Source organism: Flavobacterium chungnamense (assembly GCF_039539165.1).
Lineage (GTDB): Bacteria > Bacteroidota > Bacteroidia > Flavobacteriales > Flavobacteriaceae > Flavobacterium > Flavobacterium chungnamense.
The window spans coordinates 90,628-111,746 of record NZ_BAABCS010000015.1; the positions used below are offsets into that span (position 1 = coordinate 90,628).

Consider the following 21,119-nt stretch of genomic DNA (forward strand, 5'->3'; position numbering starts at 1 on the left):
TTGCAAAGTTACAAAGTTCTTAGTCAAATTTAGATTTTACTTCTGCTTTTGGCCAAGTATTATTTGCTGTATCAACATCTGCAGTTTCTAATTTTGGATCGAGAACAATTTTAGTAATTACTTTTTGTGTTGCAAAAGTTCTACTTACTTCTTTATCATTCATTCTCCAAATTTGAGCCGGGAATTTTTGAATTTCAGTTGTACCATCTTCAAAAGTTAATTCAACAATAATTGGCATAACTAATCCTCCTGGTTTATCAAAAGTTACTTGATAGAAATACTTTGGATCTTTCAATTTTGCTTTCTCTTCAGCAGAAAAAGTTTTATTCACATACTCATCAAGAGCTTGAAAATCTTTAATTTGAAAAGGTTTGTTCATTTCTGGCTTGTAATCTTCACTTCCATCAGCAACCATATAAACCATTGGTCCAGAATTTGAATTTCTACGACGTCTTTTCTTCATGAACTCTTCTACTTCTTTAGTTGGTTCATTGCTAACAAAGAATTTTTTAACTTCTTTTATTCCGATGTCATTATTATCGGTTGTATAAAACCATCCTCTCCAAAACCAATCTAAATCAAACGCCGAAGCATCTTCCATAGTTCTAAAGAAATCTTCTGGTGTTGGATGCTTAAACTTCCATCTATTAGCGTAAGTTTTAAAAGCATAATCAAATAATTCTCTACCCATAATTGTTTCACGAAGAATGTTCAATCCAGCAGCAGGTTTTCCGTAAGCGTTATTTCCAAATTGACGAATACTTTCAGAATTTGACATAATTGGTTCAAGACCTTTTTGATCGCCGCTCATATAAGGAACGATATTTTTTGCCGGACCTCTATCTGCCGGAAAGTTTGGATCCCATTCCATTAAAGCCATATATTCCATAAAAGAATTTAAACCTTCATCCATCCAAGTCCATTGACGCTCATCAGAATTTACAATCATTGGAAAGTAATTATGTCCAACTTCATGCACAATTACACTTATCATTCCGTTTTTCACTCTATCAGAATATTTACCATCTGCATCTGGTCTTCCCCAGTTCCAACAAATCATTGGATATTCCATTCCTTGGTCTTGTGCGTGAACAGAAACCGCTTTTGGATAAGGATAATCAAATGTGTGATTAGAATAACTTTTTAGGGTATGCGCAACAGCTTTGGTAGAATATTCACCCCAAAGCGGATTTCCTTCTTTTGGATAAACCGAAACTGCCATTGCCGTTTTAGAATTTAATTTAACAGCCATTGCATCGTAAATGAATTTTCGTGAAGTAGCAATTCCAAAATCACGAACGTTTTCAGCTTTAAATTTCCATGTTTTTTTCTTGTCGGAGAAACCTTTCTCTGCTGCTTCAGCTTCTTCTTGAGTAACTACAACAACGGGTTTGTCAAAAGTTTTTTCTGCAATAGCTAATCTTGCAAGTTGTGCTGCTGTAAAAACTTCTTGCCTATTTAACAAAGTTCCAGTTGCTTCCATTATGTGGTCTGCAGGAACAGTGATATTAACTTCAAAATTTCCAAAAGGAAGTGTGAATTCTCCTGAACCCCAAAATTGTTGATTTTGCCATCCTTCTACATCATTATAAACTGCCATTCTTGGATAAAACTGCGCTAGAATATACAAGTTATTCCCATCTTTATCGAAATGCTCGTATCCTGAACGTCCGCCATCTAACAAATAGTTATTGATGTTGTACCACCATTTTATTGAAAAGGTAATTTTCTCTTTATGCTTTAAAACTTTTGGTAATTCAATACGCATCATCGTTTGATTGATAGTGTATTGCATTGGTTTACCTGTAGCATCTTTTACAAATTCAATATTGAAACCGCCATCAAATTTTTCTTCTAAGTATTTTCTTGAAAACCCTTGAACTCCTATTGCAGGATCCGTTTTTTCTCCGTTTACAAGTGGCGAAAGCGATTTTCTAGATTGTTGATTTTGATCCAATTGTAACCATAAATAATCTAATGATTCCTTAGCGTTATTTGTATAAGTGATAGTTTCTTCACCATATAATTTGGTATTTTTATCATCCAATTCAATATTGATTTTATAATCGGCTTGTTGCTGATAATATTCTGGACCTGGTGCTCCAGATGCTGTTCTGTACATATTGGGAGTTGCCAATAAATCATACATTTGTTTGAATTTATCTGGATTTCTCTCAGAAGATGGAGTTGCTTTTGGTGCTTCTTGAGCAAAGCTACCTACTGTGAACAACAATAAACCAACATTTAAAATAGCATAATTAAATCTCATATGTTTATATTTTATTTTTTAGAGGTAACATATGGTATCGCATTTTATTAATTGGTGTTTGCTTTCGCAAACGTGATGATAATAGCGATTTCATACCTAAAATAATTTAAGGCATAAAAGTAACTTTTTTTGATATAACTATAAGGTATTGGAATTATTTTAACATTCCTTTAAAGTTTTCTGAAGTAAGAAGCAAACTTTGCTTTTCTCCATTGATATTGGCTTGAATAATATTTTGTTGCTCCTCATTCAATTCCATCAAGGCACTATTCTCAATCGCTACTGAAGAAATTTTTGGCAAATCCTTTACACTGAAATAACATATTACAACATTGCCATCAATATCTTTACTTAGATAATTTAAAGCTTTAGAAACTCCATTTACTTTAATTATAAACTTTTCTGCAAAGTATTTTTTTAAGAAAACCTCATCTTCAGGAGTTTCGTTTTCTAAAGCAAAATAGGTTCTTTTTTTAAATTTTTTCTCCAAAGCATCGTTTACATCATCAATAAATAATCTGCTTGTAATTTGAATCATTTTCTTTTTTGGAGCATAATTCACTTGGTATATAGATACGTAAAATTTATGGATTGCCATTGAAGACAAACCAAAAAATAAAACCAAAAATAAAGTAGTTCTAAATGCTTTTATCATAATTCAAAAGTAGTGATTTTATCGTTCTATTTTTCTGAATGCTTCACTTTTTGCAATCATAAACTCCATTAAAGATAATGAATTGCTAATTTCAAAAAGTTGCTTTTCATTGATTTCCTCTGAAAAACAAAAATCTATAAATAGTAGTTTATCTGCTTTGGCTATTTTTAAAGTTTTTTCAAAAAAATCATCAGAAAATCTTTTCTTGATTTCGATTTGAAACTCCTCCAAATCTACTTTATTTTCATCATAAATCTTTTTTGAACTGCTTCCGAATAAATCGGCAATTAATTTTCCAACTTTAATCAAATCTACAGAAGCTACATTACTTGTAGGTGGCATAAACATATTTTCTGCTCTAGGTTTCACTCCAGTAATTTCAACATTTGACCAATCAATCGGTTCTAATTCAACTTTAAAAGCAGGTTTAACCTTTATTCTCTTGGCATCATAAACCAAATCACCTGAAAGTTTGTATGGACCAATTTTTACTTCATCTAATTGATTTACTTTTTCTGTAATATGAATTTTCAAAATCATTTCTTCAAAATCGGAAGATTTCACAACAATTTGTTTAGTTTCAAAAGCTACACCAGTAATCATAATAACATCGTCTTCTTTTGCAAAAATGGTAAACTGTCCTAAATCGTCTGTAATTACAACTGTTTCGGCAGTAATATTGGTAACAGTTACTCTTTCTACTGGAATTGAATCAGAAACAACTAAGGCTCTCAATATTTTAACCCTTTCTTTTTGCGAAAAAGAAACTAATGAAAATAAAAAAAATACAATTAGTAATTTATTTCTCATAAGCAGAAATTATGGTTTCACAGCTATCAATTCTTTATAGGTAACGGCTAATTCATTCATAATAAAAGTAGCCATTGTTTTATTTTTTGCTTTTAATGCTTCTACAAATTTAGCATCTTCAACTATATAATATTGAAATCCTTTGACAAAATCTTTAGGAATCTTTAGCGTTTCTGTAAAATATTCTGCTTCATACAAATTTTCAATTTTTGATAACATTGTCTCTTTTTTCTCCACTTCAACTTCCTTTTTAAGTTGTTTGGTTCTTCCTGTTATAGCATTCAATATTGGATTCAGCGGAACTAATCCTGAACCTGTTGTGGCTTCATGCAATTTTCTTTCTGCTGGAGTATAATGTTTAGTTTTAGAAGAAATTATACCAAGCGAAACTGCATTGATATCTTTATATTCATTGATCTTAACTTCATCTAAAACTCTAATAAAAGTTTCCATTTTAACAAATAAGAGCTCTTTATTGAAATCCTCTTCTTTCAAAGCAATTTTCACACTTTTAAACTGAACAGCAGTAAACATTAAAGTATCACCAACACTTGCATTAATTGAAAAATAACCGCCGCGTTCTGTTAAAGTTGATTTTTCTGTCTTCAAATTAACAATGTAAATACTTTCTAAATCATTATAATCTGCTGTAACTTTTCCATTGATTTTTTTAGACGCAGGAGTAACTTGCCCATTTGACAATTGCATCATTAACAAAAAGAGAAACAGTATTCTTATTTTCGACAAAACTATTATTTAACGTTAAATTCTTGGGTAAAAGTATTTTAAAGTCATCCAAAAAATTAGCCAACACTATTGTAAATTTATGTTAATTATTAATTTGTAAATTTGAGGAAAATTATTCTTTTTTAAAGAACCTAATCCAACAATAAACTTAAGTTAATACAATAAAATACTATGAAAAGCCTAATTATTGCAAGTACTTCAACGCTTCATGGAGGAGAATATCTAGACTATTTACTCCCAACTTTAGAAAATCATTTTAAAAATTGTGATACAATCATTTTCATACCTTATGCTCGTCCTGGTGGCATGACACATGATGAATATACAGAAAGAGTTGCGATTGACTTTTCAAAAATAAATAAGAAAATTATAGGATTACATACTTTCAAAAATCCAATAGAAGCTCTTGAAAATGCTCAAGGAATTTTTACTGGCGGCGGAAATACATTCCTCTTGGTAACGCAATTATATGAAAATGATGTTATGAAAACACTATCAAATGTTATTGAAAGCGGAACACCTTATTTAGGCTCAAGTGCTGGTAGTAACATAACAGGAATATCGATGCAAACTACTAATGATATGCCTATAATTTATCCGCCAAGCTTTAAAACATTAGGAGCTATTCCATTTAATTTAAATCCACATTATTTAGATCCAAATTTACAAAGCAAGCACATGGGTGAAACTCGTGAAACACGTATAAAAGAATTTCATGCTTTCAACACAACTCCAGTCTTAGGATTAAGAGAAGGTAGTTGGCTTGATGTTAAAGGTGAAAAAATACTATTGAAAGGGAATTTAACTGCTAGATTATTTAGGCAAAACCAAGTTCCTGAAGAAATAAATCCTGAAACAGATTTGGCTATTTTAGGAAATTAAAAGAATAAAAAAAACCTCTAACGTTAATTAGAGGTTTTACAGAGCGGAAGACGAGGCTCGAACTCGCGACAACCAGCTTGGAAGGCTGGAGCTCTACCAACTGAGCTACTTCCGCATTACAAAAACAGAATATGATGTTCCTATTTTGTGAGTGCAAATATATAGCATTTGTTTGTTTTGATGCAAATTTTTTTTGAAAAATTTTTGTGTAGAAAAAATTTTACAAATCTAAGCTGGTCTAAAAGTTTTATTATTAATTTGTTATCATTTAATTTGCATTGAAATTTTTTATGAAAGAGATTAAAAAAATCAGCTCAAGAGACACTTTTTTGGTTCGTCATCCTATTTTAAGAGAAGGAAAACCAATTGAAAGTTGTCAATTTGATGGAGATGATTTAGAAACAACAACTCATTTTGGATTATTTATTGACAAAAATATAATAGGAGTACTTTCTGTTTTTAAAAATAATAATGTTATATTTAATTCTGAAAATCAATTTCAAATAAGAGGAATGGCTATTCTAGAGGATTTTCAAAGGAAAGGCTTTGGTGATGAACTAATAAAACATGCTGAAGTATATATAAAAAGTCAGTTTGGAAAATTAATCTGGTTTAATGCTCGTGAAAGTGCTGTTCCGTTTTATGAAAAATTGGGTTACATTAAAATTGGAGAGCCATTTTCTATTGCCGATATTGGAATCCATTATAATATGAAAAAAGAAATTGGCTAATGCCTATGAATAAATTTTACATCTTAATTCTACTTATCGTTTTTTCAAGTTGCAAAAGAAACATTTCAAACGAATCTTCTGCAGAGGCCTCTTTTATTGACTTTTCTTTTTTTGGAGATGATAGAATTAAAATTGACTCCACTTTAATTAATACTTCTAAAGACGAAGATTTTAAAGCTTTTTATAAAAAATTCAACTACGAAACCGCTTGGAACACAAAAGAACACAGAGATTTCATTATTAATGAAATTAGCAAAGCCAAAAATGAAGGATTAGAATCAAAAGACTATAACTATGAAACTTTAAAATCATTTGAAACTAAATTTGAAGACCTTCCAGATTCCACAATTGTAAAATATGATTTACTTCTAACTTCTAGCACACAACTTTATGTAAATCACATCAGTAAAGGAAAGTTAAATCCGAAAAAACTGTATAAAGATTGGGATTTAGAAGAAAAAAAAGTAAATATAAATGAGATACTTTATGATTGTATTGACAACAATAACTTCAGTAAAGCCATTGAAAACTGTAAACCCAATCACATCATTTATAAAAAACTAAAAAACTGTTTAAAATTATTACAACAATTTCCAGAGGAAACAACCTATGAATTGATTGATCTTAGGGAAAGAATTGTGCCTAATAAAAAAAACAAATACGTGCCTATCGTCAAGAAAAGATTAATGTATTGGGGAGATATGGTTGAAAAAGACACTGTTTTGTCAACTGTTTATGATAAAAAAACACAAGAAGCTGTAAAAATATTTCAAGCTAGACATGGGCTAAGACCAGATGCTGTAATTGGAAGAAGCACTATTGATGCTCTAAATTATTCTAGAAATCAAAGAATAGAACAAGTCGTTGTAAATATGGAGCGTTGGAGATGGTTTGCTCACGATTTTGGAAATCATTATCTCTTGATAAATATTCCAGATTATAGTATTGTTGCCGTAAAAGAAAATGACACTACACAAACGCAAAGAATTGTAGTTGGAAAAGACACTCGCCCAACACCAATTTTAGAATCTAAAATATCTAATATCAATTTAAACCCTAATTGGACAGTTCCTCCAACAATTCTAAAAGAAGATATTTATCCCGAAGCAGAAAAAGACAGAGGTGTTTTTAGAAAAAAAGGATTGAAAATTTTTGACAGAAAAAATAATGAAGTAAGTCCTTGGTCTTGGAAAAAAGAAGACGCAAACAAATATAAATATGTTCAAGATCCTGGAAGAAACAATTCACTTGGATCAATGAAAATTAATTTCCCAAATAGATATTCTGTTTATCTTCACGATACTAACCATAGAGATTACTTTGCTTTCTCATATCGTTCTTTAAGTTCTGGATGTGTACGTTTAGAGAAACCATTAGAAATGGCAAGTTACATAATAAATGACACTACAAAATGGTCGTTAAAAAGAATTAAAGACACTACAGATATTAAATATTACTATAAACTACAAAAAGCTAAACAAAAAGAAATTGACAAAATCAATGCTAAAATACTGGCTAAAAACCCAAATTTTGTAATTGAAAAGAAAAACCTTCCGAAACCAGAATTAAAAACCATTGTTATTAAAATTGATGAAGATGTGTTTATTCATCAACTATATTGGACTGCATGGGAAACAGATGGAATTTTAAATTTTAGAGAGGATATTTATTGTCTTGATGCTAATTTGTACTCCAAATTAAGATATTAATTTAGAATTGTTTACATAACTTCTAGAAGGATGATAAATAAACAGACACGATTTGTTCTTTATTGTCTGAATAATTTTTTTACTCAATTCAATAGGAACTGCTGGACAACCTTGGCTTCTACCCAACCTTTTGTGATTTCTAATAAAAGTTTTAGACACATAATCTGCGCCATGAATTACTACAGCTCTTTTTCTAGCATTGTCATTTATTCCTTTTTCTAAACCATCTAATTTTAAAGACAAGCCGTGTTTTCCTCTATAAACTTCTCCAGTTGAAAAAAAACCTAAACTACTTCTGTAAGATTCATTCTTATTTGAAAATTTGCTAGCATAATCATTTCCTGAATTCTTACCATGCGCTACTAAAGTATTTAGTAAAATTTCATGAGTATTCATATCAATAATCCACAATCTCTTTTCCTTTGAACTCAGGCTAAAGTCAATAATAGTCAAGATATCTTTTTTGATCATTCCTTTATTTTTCAAAAGTTGATATCCTTCAAAAGCCCTAGAAAAACTTTCTAAATTTGGCAACTTAAAATTATTAGTTTCTAAAGAATTATAGACACTAGTAACTTTATTGACTCTAGAAATTTTCGCATATTTTTTGGGTGCAATTTCTTTTTTATGGGGCGATAAAAAAGAAACAACAACAAACAATGCTGTGTAAAAAACAGTAATAAAATTCATTCTTAAGTAGGTTATTTAAAAAGCAAACATACTAAACCTAATTTCTATTATCAAATTAATTTGACAAAAAATACCGATTAAATGCATTTTTTAACGATTAAAAAATATTTTAATAATAATTTGTAGTATTTTTCTTTTATTTATAAATTTTTCAAAATTAATATTTAATTAGATAAGAATTCTATTACAATTAGTATTGCGTAATAATTATAAAGATTTATATTTGCCTAATTAACAAGAATATAATGTTTAAAGAAAAGTTTACTTTTTCCTTTATATGTATACTAGCAACTTTTTTGAGCTTCTCGCAAGTTCAAAAAAAGACTTTGCAAACAAATTTTAGTGAAGAAAAAATAAGCATAGACGGTAAATTTGATGAACCAATTTGGAAAACAACTCCAATTGCAACTGACTTTGTAATGTTGGCTCCTGATAATGGGAAACCTGAGCAAAAAGAAAGAAAAACAGAAGTTAAAGTTGTTTACAATAATGACGCGATCTACATAGCTGCAACTTTATATGACAATGAACCTAGTAAGATTAGAAAAGAACTAACTACAAGGGATAATTTTGTTTCTGCTGATCATTTTGGAGTTTTTATTAATGGTTATAATGATGGTCAACAAGAATTTCGATTTTTTGTAAGTGCAGCAGGAGTTCAGCAAGATGTTTTATATACTGATGGACAAGGTGAAGATTCATCATGGGACGCAATTTGGAACAGCCATGTTGAAATTAAAGACTTTGGATGGGTTGTAGAAATGAAAATACCTTATGCAGCGATACGATTTTCATCAGAGAAAAAACAAACTTGGGGTTTAAATTTTTATAGAGAAATCTTCAGAGACCGTTTTCAGTATACTTGGAATTTAATAGACAACAAGATTTCCTCTGAAAGTAATCAAGCTGGAATTCTTGAAGGAATTGAAAACATTAAAACTCCAACAAGACTTTTTCTGATTCCTTATATTTCGCAATATTTAAACGCTAATGATTATACTAAAGCTAAAGGTGAATTTAAAGGTGGATTAGATATCAAATATGGTATCAATGATGCATTTACATTAGATGCAATTTTAGTACCCGATTTTGGACAAGCTGCCTTTGATAGAGTAATATTAAATCTTGGTCCTTTTGAACAACAATTCAATGAAAACAGACCTTTTTTTACCGAAGGAACTGATCTATTTAACAAAGGTAACATATTCTACTCTAGAAGAATTGGAGGAAGACCATCATTAAAAAGAAGCGATTTAAATACTAAATTAGATACTAACGAAGAAGTAATTGAATATCCGGGAAAAGTTAATCTTTTAAACGCATTAAAAGTTTCTGGAAGAACTAAAGGCGGATTAGGTATTGGAATTCTAAATGCTGTAACAGAGAAAACTTATGCCGAAATATCTAATAGTACAAATGGAAATACTCGAAGAGAGCTAATCGAACCACTTGCAAATTTTAATGTATTAGTTTTAGATCAACGTTTTAGAAAAAACTCTTCTATAGGCTTCATAAACACAAATGTGACTCGTGATAAAGAATATAAAGATGCCAATGTTTCTGCATTAGTTTGGGATTTAAATACCAAAAAAAACACATATAATTTAAATGGTGGATTCAAGTATAGCTATATTAATGAATATGCAGACAATAAGGACAGAAAAGGTTTTAATACAGATTTATATTTTGGTGACACAAGCGGAAAATACAGATATGGATTTGGAGGACAATATGTTTCAGACAATTATGACCCAAATGATTTAGGAATAAATTTTCAAAATCATTATCATGCCTATTACGGAAATGCCAGTTACAGAATTTTGAATCCATCTAAAAAATTTAATTCTTTTAATACCAACATCAATTATTATACAGAATTTGACAATAGAACTGGCAGAATTCAAGAGCATAGTATTAATTTAAATTACAATTCGGTAAGTAAAAAAAATAACTACTTTGGATTTGGCTTCAATGGCAGACCAACTGAAGTATATGATTTTTATACACCTCGTTCAACAGACCAAAGAAAATATGTTACAACCCCTCAAAGGTTTGGTGGTAATATTTTTATTTCAACCAATTATGCAAAGAAATTTGCTATTGACTTCAGGCCGTCAATGAGTTTCTTTAATGAAAAAGGAAGAAATTACTATGGCATACTATTTAGTCCAAGGTATCGTTTTTCTGACAAACTAGCATTTGTTTACGAGTTTAACTTTGAAAGACAAAACAACGACAAAGGATTCATAGAATCTGACGGAATAAAAACTGTTTTTGCAAACAGAAACATCATTTCCTATAGCAATTCAATTTCAGGAAAATACTCTCTTAACAATGTTATGAATATTAACCTTGTTGTAAGAAAATATTGGTCATATGTTACTAATCACGACTATTATTTACTTCAAAATAATGGTAGTTTATTATCCAATCCAACATATATTGGTAATAACGACGAAAACTTTGCAACATGGAATTTAGACCTTTCCTACACTTGGTGGTTTGCTCCTGGAAGTCAAATATCTATACTATACAGAAACAACTCATTTTTGAGTGACTATGGAACAGATTTTAGCCATAGTATAACTAAAAATACAGACAACCTTTTAAATCACGAAAAATTAGATCATATCTTATCGATAAGTATTCGTTATTTTATCGATTACAATTCAACCAAAAACTGGTTTTCTAAAAAATAATTTCTTCTGAAAACACTAAATCGTTTTCGTTATTTTTCAAATAAATTTACCTCCAACTTTTCATTTCAGGTATTGCAAATGCTTATCTTTGTGTAAAATACTATCACAATGAACAAAAAAGTAATACTGATGATTCTTGACGGTTGGGGAAAATCTCCAGACCCAAAAGTATCGGCAATAGATAACGCTAATGTGCCTTTTATAAACAGTTTGTATACAAAATATCCAAACGCACAACTTAGAACTGATGGATTAAACGTTGGCTTACCAGAAGGTCAAATGGGAAATTCTGAAGTTGGCCACATGAATCTTGGCGCAGGACGAATTGTATATCAAGATTTGGTAAAAATAAACTTAGCTGTTGAAAATAAAACATTACACAACGAACCAGAATTAGTTTCTGCATTGCAATATGCTAAAGAGAACAACAAAGCTGTTCATTTATTAGGATTACTATCTGATGGTGGAGTGCATTCGCATACTTCACACTTGCGCGGATTAATTGATGCATCACAAGAATATGGATTAGATAAAGTCTACGTTCACGCTTTCACCGATGGTCGTGATGTTGACCCAAAATCGGGTTCTTTGTATCTTGAAGACTTGAATAATTATATTTACAATACCAAAGCAAAACTAGCTTCTGTTGTAGGAAGATATTATGCGATGGACAGAGACAAACGTTGGGAAAGAGTAAAACTTGCCTACGATTTATTAGTTAACGGAACTGGAAAACATTCAACAGATGCTGTTTTGAGCGTTTTAGAAAGTTATAAAAATAATATTACTGATGAGTTTATTGACCCAATTGTAATGGTTGACAGCGATGACAAACCAATTGCTACCATTCAAAATGATGATGTTGTAATTTTCTTCAACTTCAGAACCGATAGAGGTCGAGAGTTAACCGAAGTACTTTCTCAAGAAGATTTCCATGAACAAAATATGCATAAATTGAATTTGTACTATGTTACAATGACCAATTATGATGATACCTATAAAAATGTACATGTGATTTATGACAAAGATAATTTGACAGAAACACTTGGAGAAGTTTTAGAAAAAGCAGGCAGAACTCAAATACGTATTGCAGAAACTGAAAAATATCCACACGTAACCTTCTTCTTTTCAGGCGGAAGAGAGATTCCATTTGTTGGCGAAACTAGAATTTTAAGAAGTTCACCAAAAGTTGCCACCTACGATTTGCAACCAGAAATGAGTGCTTTCGAACTAAAAGATGCATTAATCCAGGAACTTAAAAAAGGTGAAGTTGATTTTGTATGTTTAAATTTTGCTAATGGCGATATGGTTGGACATACTGGCATAATGGAAGCCGCAATAAAAGCTTGTGAAGCAGTTGATGTTTGCGTAAAAGATGTAGTTGAAACTGCTTTAGAAAACAATTACACCACTATAATCATTGCAGACCACGGAAATTGTGAAACTATGATAAATCCAGATGGTTCTCCAAATACAGCTCATACAACGAATCCGGTGCCAATTATTTTAATTGATAAAGATTTGAAAACAATACATGATGGAGTTTTAGGAGACATCGCACCTACTATTTTAGAATTAATGGGAATAGAAAAACCAGCAGTTATGACACAGCATTCGTTGCTATAAAATAAAAAAAACAAACCTTGTTTTAATTAAGAGATTCATTTTTTGAGTCTCTTTTTTTATGCCAAATGTTATAAATAAAAGTTAAAATTTCAATATTGATAGTATTACTATTATATTTGCACATAATTAAATTAAAAATTGTAATATGATAGACGCTTTAATACCTTTAATTTCATTAATTGCTCTCGAAGTAATCCTCGGAATAGACAACATCATTTTCATTTCTATTCTTGCCGATAAACTACCAGAAAGTCAAAGAAACAAATTGCGCTTTTGGGGAATTGGTTTGGCTATGGTAATGCGTTTAGCCTTACTTGCGTTTATTTCATGGATATTAAAATTAGATAAAACATTATTTTCATTGTACGAAATCGACTTCACTGGAAAAGGTATTATTTTGATTTTGGGTGGTTTGTTTTTAATATACAAAAGTACCAAAGAGATTTATCATAAAACAGAAATTGCTAATTCACATGAAGCCGAACTTCCAAAAAAAGGAAGTTTTGGGAAACTTTTAGGCGAAGTAATACTATTAGATTTAGTATTTTCTATTGATTCAATTATCACTGCTGTTGGGATGGTTGATGAACTTTGGGTCATGTATACCGCTGTAATTGTAACCGTTATAATTATGCTATTTGCATCAAAACCAATTAGTGAATTTATTTCTAAACATCCTTCGTTTAAAGTTTTAGCACTTTGTTTTTTAATGATGATTGGTGTTTCACTTATTGCAGAAGGCTTCCAGTTTGAAATACCTAAAGGATATATTTATTTCTCAATGGCATTTGCATTTTTAGTAGATGTAATCCAAATGAAAACAGTACCAAAAAACGCAACAAAACAAAATTAATAAAATGCAAAATATATTATCTAATATCATCATTTCAGTAAACGATAAACTCTACGTGAAAAATCCAGAGACTTCTGAATTGGGCAAAAAAATTATCGAACAAAGTATTCTACTAATTGACGAAATCGGATTTGAAAACTTTACTTTCAAAAAATTGGGCGAAAAAATAAACTCAAATGAAAGCTCTATTTATCGCTATTTTGAAAGCAAACATAAACTGATGTTGTATCTTTCATCATGGTATTGGGGTTGGATAGAATATAAATTAGCATTTGCTACAACCAATGTTTCAAATCCTATGGAACGATTGAAAAAAGGCATCACCATTGTTACCGAAAAGGTTGAAGATGATTCCACAACTTTGCATATTAATGAAGCAATATTAAACAAAATAATCATTCAAGAATTCACCAAAACATTGCTTACTAAAGAAGTGGATGAAGAGAATAAAATCGGCTTTTTTCTTGTTTACAAAAGAGTAATCAATAGAATAATAGAAATGATTAATGAAGTAAATCCAGACTATGCTTTTGCAAAAAGTTTAGCTTCGTCTATTGTAGAAGGTGCCTTGCATCAACACTTTTTAAAAGATCATTTAAAAACGATTACTAATTGTAACGAAACAGTTTCTCCTACAGATTTTTACATTAATTTAATTGAAAACACATTAAGATAATTATGGATCAATCACCTTTAAAACGTTATTTTAATTTACTTAAACTAGACAGAAGAGATATTTCTCAAATAGTTTTCTATGCTATTTTTGCAGGATTAGTAAGTTTATCATTACCCTTAGGGATTCAAGCTATTATAAACTTAATTCAAGCAGGACAGGTAAGTGTGTCATGGATTGTTCTTGTGGTAATTGTGGTAATTGGTGTAGCCTTAGTTGGAATTTTGTCCTTAATGCAACTAAGAATTACAGAAAACTTACAACAAAAAATATTTGTACGTTCCTCTTTCGAATTTAGTTATCGTTTGCCAAAAATTAAATTTGAAGAACTCTATAATCAATATCCTCCAGAATTAGCCAATCGCTTTTTCGATACTATTTCTATTCAAAAAGGAACTTCAAAATTACTAATTGATTTCTCAACCGCTCTATTACAAATTCTATTCGGAATAATTCTGTTGTCATTATACCATCCTTTCTTTATTTTCTTCGGAATTTTGTTGATAATACTACTTTATTCTATTTTTAAATTCTCATACAATTCTGGACTTTCTTCAAGTATGAAAGAATCAAAATACAAGTATAAAGTAGCAAGTTGGCTTCAAGAAATTGCTAGAAATAATTTCAGTTTTAGAAAACAAGACAACTTTGATTTTGCTTTAAACAAAAACAATATTTTAGTAGATGAATATTTAAATTATCGAGAAAAGCATTTCAAAGTAATCAAAAGACAATTTTCACAACTAATTGTTTTTAAAGTAATTATTACTGCTAGTTTATTGTTTATCGGTGGTTATTTAGTTTTAAATCAAAAGATGAATATTGGACAATTCGTTGCTGCTGAAATTATAATTTTATTGGTATTAAATTCTGTTGAAAAACTAATTGTAGGGTTAGAAAGTCTATATGATGTATTGACTTCTGTTGAAAAAATTGGTCAAATTGTAGATTTGAATATCGAAGAACCACAAACAAAGAATCAAGATTATTGTTTTACTAATATTACCCTAGAGGCAGAAAATCTTAGATTCAAGTTTCCAGATTCTATGGATGATGTTTTGGACAAAATTAATTTAAAAATTGATCAAACAGAAAAAATTTACCTTGAAGGCGATAATGGATCGGGTAAAACTACTCTTATACGAATATTATCAGGAGGAATGCAACCAACATCTGGCTCCTTTTTTATAAATGATGATACCTACCGTAAAATTGATTTGGCACAATATCGTTCACAAATTGGAACCATAACAAGTGGTGAAACACCATTTGAAGGTACTATTATGGAAAACATTACTTTCAACAATCCATTAGTATCTCATGAAGACATAAAATGGGCAATTGAAAGTGTAAAATTAGGAACGTTCGTCAAAACATTACCAAACGGATTGGAAACTAAAATTTTTCCAGATGGTAGACAGTTATCTTCTTCCAATGCTCAAAAAATTCTTTTAGCTAGAAGTATTGTAAATAAACCAAAAATATTATTTTACGAAGACCCTTTAGACAAAATGGACGAAAAAGCAACAAAAGAAATAATCAATTTTATTACAGATGCAAAAAACAAATGGACAGTAATTGTTTCTTCAAAAAATGAGTATTGGAAACAAAAATGCAATAGAAAAATAAAAATGAAAGACGGAAAAATAATTGCTGACACTAAAAAATAATTGCCATGCTAAATATTTCTAAAAAAAATCCTATCACCGAAAATATTGATCAATATAGTACTGTAAAAAGTCTTGCTAATAGACCACATTACAAAATATTGAACAAAATAATTCTATATGTTTCCATAATTGGAGTTGTAATATTATTTCTTCCATGGACGCAAAACATATCTGGTTCAGGTGCTGTTACTACACTAAAACCAAATCAAAGACCACAAACTATTCAATCTGCAATTGCTGGTAGAATAGAAAAATGGTACGTACAAGAAGGAGATTTTGTAAAAAAAGGTGATACCATTTTATTTATTTCCGAAATTAAAGAAGATTATTTTGATCCAAATTTAGTTCAAAATACTAAAAGTCAAGTTGATGCTAAAAAAATGGCTGGACAATCATATGGCGGAAAAGTAACTTCACTTTCGGCTCAAATCAATGCCATTGAAAACGAAAGAATTTTAAAATTACAACAAGCACAAAACAAAATTCGCCAAGGAGTTTTAAAAGTGAAAAGCGATAGTATGGATTTAGAAGCGGTAAAAACACAAATAAAAATCGCCAACACACAATTCAATCGTTCGGTAACATTAAATAAAGAAGGTTTAAAACCGCTAACCGATGTAGAGGAAAAAAGATTGAAATTGCAAGAAGTTGAAGCCAAAATCATCACGCAAGAAAACAAACTATTGGCAAGCAAAAACGAATTGATAAACGCCAAAGTTGAAGTAAATAGAATCAGTGCAGAATATGCAGAAAAATCATCAAAAGCACAAAGTGATCAATTCACGGCTTTAAGCAGCCAATATGATACCGAAGCTCAAGTCAATAAATTACAAAATCAATATGTAAATTATCAAATTCGAAACGGAATGTACTACATAAAAGCGCCACAAGATGGTTATGTAAACCGTGCTATTCAATCGGGAATTGGTGAAACTATTAAAGAAGGAACTCAAATTGTAAGCATCATGCCTGCTAAATATGATATTGCCGTAGAAACTTATGTATCACCAACCGATTTACCTTTAATTCACAAAGGTGAAAAAGTTAGAATTTGGTTTGATGGTTGGCCTACAATTGTGTTCTCGGGTTGGCCAAATATGAGCTATGGAACATTCGGCGGAAAGATTGTTGCAATTGAAAATTTTATATCTCCAAACGGAAAATTCAGAGTTTTAATTGCACCTGATGAAAAAGAAGACGCTTGGCCAAAGCAAGTTAGTATTGGCTCAGGTGCTCAAACATTGGCTTTGTTAGACAATGTTCCTATTTGGTTTGAACTATGGCGAACATTAAATGGTTTTCCTCCGAACTATTACCAACCAAAAGGTGAAACATCAAAAGAGAAAAAGTAATGAAATCGCCACAAACAAACTCGTTTGCTTGCAAACACCAATGAAAATAGCGATACATATGCACCAAAAAAAATAATATTTACATATGAAACAAGTTCAAATTATATTCTTTCTGTTTTTCTGTAGCTTTGTTTTTGGTCAAGATAAAAATCTTCAAGAACTCACTTACAATGAGTATTTGGGTTACGTAAAAAAATACCATCCAATGGTAAAAAGTGCCAATCTTGAAGTCAATAGTGCTCAAGCCAATTTGATGATGGCACGCGGTGGATTTGATCCAAAAATAGAAGTCGATTTTGACAAAAAACAATTTAAAGACAGCCAATATTATTCACTTTTAAACAGTAGTTTCAAAATTCCAACTTGGTATGGTATTGAGGTTAAAGCTGGTTTTGATAACAGTGAAGGCGTTTATTTAAATCCGCAGAATACTCTTCCAAATCAAGGATTGACTTCTCTTGGCATTACAATTCCATTAGGTCAAGGATTCTTGATTAACCAAAGAATGGCAGATTTGCGAAAAGCCAAAATCCAAATCCAATTAAGTCAAGCTGAACGAAAATTACAAGCTATTGAAGTTTTATACAATGCCTCGGTTGCCTATTTTAATTGGAAAAGAAATTACAGCGAAGTACAACTATATATCGAGTATTTAAAGAATGCCGAAATACGTTTTAATGGAATTGCAAGTTTAATAAAAAATGGTGACAAACCAGCAATAGATAGTGTTGAAGCTGGAATTATTGTAAGAAACAGAAAATTGAATTTAGAAGATTCACAGTTAAAACTCGCCAAAGCCAAACTAGAATTATCTAACTTTTTATGGTTAGAAAATAATGTCCCTTTGGAATTACAAGACACAATTATTCCAGAGATAAAACTTGAAAATACAATAAAAGAAACTTTAAAAACTAACGAACTTTTAGTAGAAAACATTTCGATAGAAAACCATCCGAAAATTAATTCATTACAAAGTAAATTGGATATTTTAGAAGTAGAACGTAAACTAAAAGCCAACAGTTTGTTGCCAAAAATTGATTTAGGGTATCACTATTTATCAGAACCGAATTATTTTAACAACACTAATTTTAATAATTACAAAGTAGGTATGAATTTTAGTTTTCCTATTTTTTTAAGAAAAGAACGCGGCGGATTGCAATTGGCAAAATTCAAAATTCAAGACACCCAATATTCTTTAGATTTAGAACGCGTTCAACTAAAAAATAAAATAAACGCACAACAAACCGAAATCAATTCGCTAGAAAGACAACGCAAACTAATTTCAGATTTGGTAAAAGATTACAACATCATGTTGAGCTCTGAAGAACGTTTGTTTTCGTTTGGTGAAAGTTCTATTTTCCTAATCAATTCCAGAGAAAATAACTTAGTTAGCTCAAAATTGTCTGAATTGAGTTTGGAAAATCGTTATTTAATTTCGAATGCCGAATTATTTAAAATCATGGCCAATCCTGATTAATAATTCAATTGCCTCGAGCTTAAACTCGAGGCAATTGAAAACTAAATATTATTTAGCATTTCATAATACTGTCTATCAATACTTTCTTGATGATTTGGATGTGCAATTTTTACCATTTCTGACACACGTTGACGAAGCGTTTTACCATATAAATCGGCAATTCCGTTTTCAGTAATTATATAATGAACGTGAGAACGAGTAGTCACAACTCCAGCACCTTGTTTTAAATAAGGAACAATTCTACTTTCACCTTTTTTAGTGATTGATGGCAATGCGATAATCGCTTTTCCACCTTGACTTAAAGTTGCTCCGCGAATAAAATCCATTTGTCCTCCAACGCCAGAAAACATTTTTGCACCAATAGAATCGGCACAAACTTGACCAGTTACATCAACTTCAATAGCTGAATTTATAGAAACCATTTTTGGATTTTTTCTAATTCTCGCTGTATCGTTTACCATTGATGATTCCTTCATTTCGATGAATGGATTATCATTAACAAAATCATACAATCGTCTTGAACCCATTAAAAATGTTGCCAAAACTCTGCCGCGCAATGTTCCTTTATAATTACAATTGATAACATCATTTTCAATTAAATCAATAACTCCATCAGAAAACATTTCGGTATGTAAACCTAAATCTTTGTGATTAGTTAATTTGCTTAAAGCTGCATTTGGAATAGAACCAATTCCCATTTGAAGCGTACTTTTATCTTCGATTAATGAAGCAACGAAAGAACCTATTTTTTCTTCTTCTATTGAAAATGGAACTGGATCATGACCATAAATTGGCACATCAACCTCTACCAAATAATCAATTTCAGACACATGAAGAATTCCATCACCAAAAGTTCTTGGCATTTGCGGATTTACTTGCGCAATTACAATTTTAGCGTTTTCAATGGCAGCAACAGTAGCTTCTACAGAAACTCCTAGCGAACAATAACCATGTCTGTCTGGTGGCGAAACGTGAATAAACGCAACATCTAATGGCAAAACATTTTTACGAAACAAATGAGGTAGTTCACTTAAGAAAACTGGTGTATAAGAACCATTTCCTGCTTTTAAAGTGTGACGAACATTGGCTCCAATAAAAAACGAATTTACATGAAAACTTTCTGCTAATTCAGGATTTGCATAGCGGGCTTCTCCTTCTACATGAAGATGACAAATTTCAACATCTCTCAATTCTGAAGCTCTCTCGGTTAGTGCGTTGGCTAATATAGTTGGCGCTGCTGCGGCAGCTTGAAGATAGACTCTATCTCCAGATTTTACGACTTTTACAGCTTCTGCTGCAGTAACATATTTACTCATACCTAATAAATTTTATGCAAAGTTAAAATCGGAATTTTTGAAAAAATATGATAAAACTCATATTGTAAATATAGCTATTTTTTATCGCAAGAATATTGTATTTTTGCAGACTGAAATTTAGAAAAATGATTATTCCAAAAACAAGAGAAGAGATTGAGTTAATGCGTGAAAGTGCATTATTAGTTTCTAAAACATTGGGCGAAATTGCAAAAGTGATTAAACCAGGTGTAACTACTTTACAATTAGACAAATTAGCTGAAGAATTCATTAGAGATAATGGTGGCGTTCCAGGATTTTTAGGTCTTTATGGATTTCCAAATTCGTTGTGTATGAGTCCAAATGCTCAAGTTGTTCATGGAATTCCGAATTCAAAACCTTTGGAAGAAGGTGATGTAATTTCAGTAGATTGTGGTGTTTTGATGAATGAATTTTATGGTGACCATGCGTATAGTTTCGAAATTGGTGAAGTTGCTCCTGAAGTAAAAAAACTACTTCAAGTTACCAAAGAAAGTTTGTATGTTGGAATAAGAGAATTTCGTGCAGGAAATAGAGTTGAAGATGTTGGAAGTGCAATTCAAAAATATTGTGAAGGTCATGGATACGGTGTCGTTCGCGAACTTGTTGGTCACGGATTAGGAAGAAAAATGCACGAAGATCCAGAAATGCCAAATTACGGAAAACGTGGTCGAGGAAAAATATTTGTGGAAGGCATGGTTGTTGCTATTGAACCAATGATAAACATGGGAACAAAAAACATAAAACAACTAAAAGATGGTTGGACCATTCTAACTGCCGACGGAAAACCAAGTGCGCATTTTGAACATGATGTAGCTTTAATAGACGGAAAACCAGAAATTTTATCGACTTTCAAATACATTTATGATGCTTTGGGAATTGTAAGTGATGAAGAAAAGGAGTTTAGAAATCATTATACATTATAAAGTTTATACAAATTTGCAT

General features: G+C 30.8%; 17 protein-coding genes and 1 tRNA gene. 11 read left to right on the forward strand and 7 right to left on the reverse strand.

The features are described 5' to 3' along the window. Positions 1-19 precede the first annotated feature (19 nt). From ABD771_RS07515 to ABD771_RS07530, 4 genes are all read right to left on the reverse strand, one after another. Positions 20-2,269, reverse strand: a complete 2,250-nt coding sequence (locus ABD771_RS07515; protein WP_345092942.1) for a M1 family metallopeptidase — start codon at positions 2,267-2,269, stop codon at positions 20-22. A 154-nt stretch (positions 2,270-2,423) separates the two neighbouring features. Further along, positions 2,424-2,924 (reverse strand): DUF6702 family protein, encoded by a 501-nt coding sequence (locus tag ABD771_RS07520; RefSeq protein WP_345092945.1) that lies wholly within the window; start codon positions 2,922-2,924, stop codon positions 2,424-2,426. An 18-nt stretch (positions 2,925-2,942) separates the two neighbouring features. Further along, on the reverse strand, positions 2,943-3,734 hold the full coding sequence (locus ABD771_RS07525) for a hypothetical protein (protein ID WP_345092948.1): 792 nt from the start codon (positions 3,732-3,734) through the stop codon (positions 2,943-2,945). Between the two features lie 9 nt (positions 3,735-3,743). Then, a complete protein-coding gene (locus ABD771_RS07530) occupies positions 3,744-4,481 on the reverse strand; it encodes a hypothetical protein (protein WP_345092951.1) in 738 nt (245 codons plus the stop codon). A gap of 171 nt (positions 4,482-4,652) precedes the next feature. Here ABD771_RS07530 and pepE point away from each other — a divergent pair, with 171 nt between their 5' ends. Next, positions 4,653-5,363: a dipeptidase PepE gene (gene pepE, locus ABD771_RS07535; RefSeq protein WP_345092954.1), complete on the forward strand. Its 711-nt coding sequence runs from the start codon at positions 4,653-4,655 to the stop codon at positions 5,361-5,363. Between the two features lie 42 nt (positions 5,364-5,405). Here the strand turns inward: pepE and ABD771_RS07540 are convergent. Further along, positions 5,406-5,478: transfer RNA gene (locus ABD771_RS07540), tRNA-Gly, on the reverse strand. Between the two features lie 175 nt (positions 5,479-5,653). Between ABD771_RS07540 and ABD771_RS07545 the strand changes: the two genes are divergently transcribed. Beyond that, positions 5,654-6,094 carry a GNAT family N-acetyltransferase gene (locus ABD771_RS07545; RefSeq protein ID WP_345092957.1) on the forward strand — a complete coding sequence of 147 codons (441 nt, stop codon included), beginning with the start codon at positions 5,654-5,656 and terminating at the stop codon, positions 6,092-6,094. Positions 6,095-6,099: 5 nt separating this feature from the next. Next, positions 6,100-7,803 (forward strand): L,D-transpeptidase family protein, encoded by a 1,704-nt coding sequence (locus ABD771_RS07550; protein ID WP_345092960.1) that lies wholly within the window; start codon positions 6,100-6,102, stop codon positions 7,801-7,803. Here ABD771_RS07550 and ABD771_RS07555 read toward each other — a convergent pair. After that, positions 7,792-8,493: a murein L,D-transpeptidase catalytic domain family protein gene (locus tag ABD771_RS07555; RefSeq protein ID WP_345092963.1), complete on the reverse strand. Its 702-nt coding sequence runs from the start codon at positions 8,491-8,493 to the stop codon at positions 7,792-7,794. The genes ABD771_RS07550 and ABD771_RS07555 overlap by 12 nt on opposite strands. A gap of 326 nt (positions 8,494-8,819) precedes the next feature. Between ABD771_RS07555 and ABD771_RS07560 the strand changes: the two genes are divergently transcribed. The 7 genes from ABD771_RS07560 to ABD771_RS07590 all read left to right on the forward strand — a co-directional run bounded on the left by ABD771_RS07560 (position 8,820) and on the right by ABD771_RS07590 (position 18,843). After that, positions 8,820-11,192, forward strand: a complete 2,373-nt coding sequence (locus ABD771_RS07560; RefSeq protein ID WP_345092966.1) for a DUF5916 domain-containing protein — start codon at positions 8,820-8,822, stop codon at positions 11,190-11,192. Between the two features lie 108 nt (positions 11,193-11,300). Further along, a complete protein-coding gene (gene gpmI, locus ABD771_RS07565; RefSeq protein ID WP_345092969.1) occupies positions 11,301-12,818 on the forward strand; it encodes a 2,3-bisphosphoglycerate-independent phosphoglycerate mutase in 1,518 nt (505 codons plus the stop codon). Positions 12,819-12,963: 145 nt separating this feature from the next. Then, positions 12,964-13,671 carry a TerC family protein gene (locus ABD771_RS07570; RefSeq protein ID WP_345092973.1) on the forward strand — a complete coding sequence of 236 codons (708 nt, stop codon included), beginning with the start codon at positions 12,964-12,966 and terminating at the stop codon, positions 13,669-13,671. A gap of 4 nt (positions 13,672-13,675) precedes the next feature. Continuing rightward, positions 13,676-14,347: a TetR/AcrR family transcriptional regulator gene (locus ABD771_RS07575; protein ID WP_345092976.1), complete on the forward strand. Its 672-nt coding sequence runs from the start codon at positions 13,676-13,678 to the stop codon at positions 14,345-14,347. Positions 14,348-14,349: 2 nt separating this feature from the next. After that, the gene (locus ABD771_RS07580; protein ID WP_345092978.1) at positions 14,350-16,014 is read left to right on the forward strand and encodes a peptidase domain-containing ABC transporter; all 1,665 of its coding nucleotides are present in this window, start codon (positions 14,350-14,352) and stop codon (positions 16,012-16,014) included. A 5-nt stretch (positions 16,015-16,019) separates the two neighbouring features. After that, on the forward strand, positions 16,020-17,366 hold the full coding sequence (locus tag ABD771_RS07585; RefSeq protein ID WP_345092981.1) for an HlyD family secretion protein: 1,347 nt from the start codon (positions 16,020-16,022) through the stop codon (positions 17,364-17,366). An 85-nt stretch (positions 17,367-17,451) separates the two neighbouring features. Continuing rightward, a complete protein-coding gene (locus ABD771_RS07590) occupies positions 17,452-18,843 on the forward strand; it encodes a TolC family protein (RefSeq protein WP_345092984.1) in 1,392 nt (463 codons plus the stop codon). Between the two features lie 41 nt (positions 18,844-18,884). On the opposite strand, the gene ABD771_RS07595 is transcribed toward ABD771_RS07590, so the two are convergent. Further along, complete coding sequence (locus ABD771_RS07595) at positions 18,885-20,159, reverse strand: acetyl-CoA hydrolase/transferase family protein (RefSeq protein ID WP_345092987.1); 1,275 nt, start codon at positions 20,157-20,159, stop codon at positions 18,885-18,887. A gap of 125 nt (positions 20,160-20,284) precedes the next feature. Between ABD771_RS07595 and map the strand changes: the two genes are divergently transcribed. Continuing rightward, complete coding sequence (gene map / locus ABD771_RS07600) at positions 20,285-21,100, forward strand: type I methionyl aminopeptidase (RefSeq protein WP_345092990.1); 816 nt, start codon at positions 20,285-20,287, stop codon at positions 21,098-21,100. Positions 21,101-21,119 lie beyond the last annotated feature (19 nt).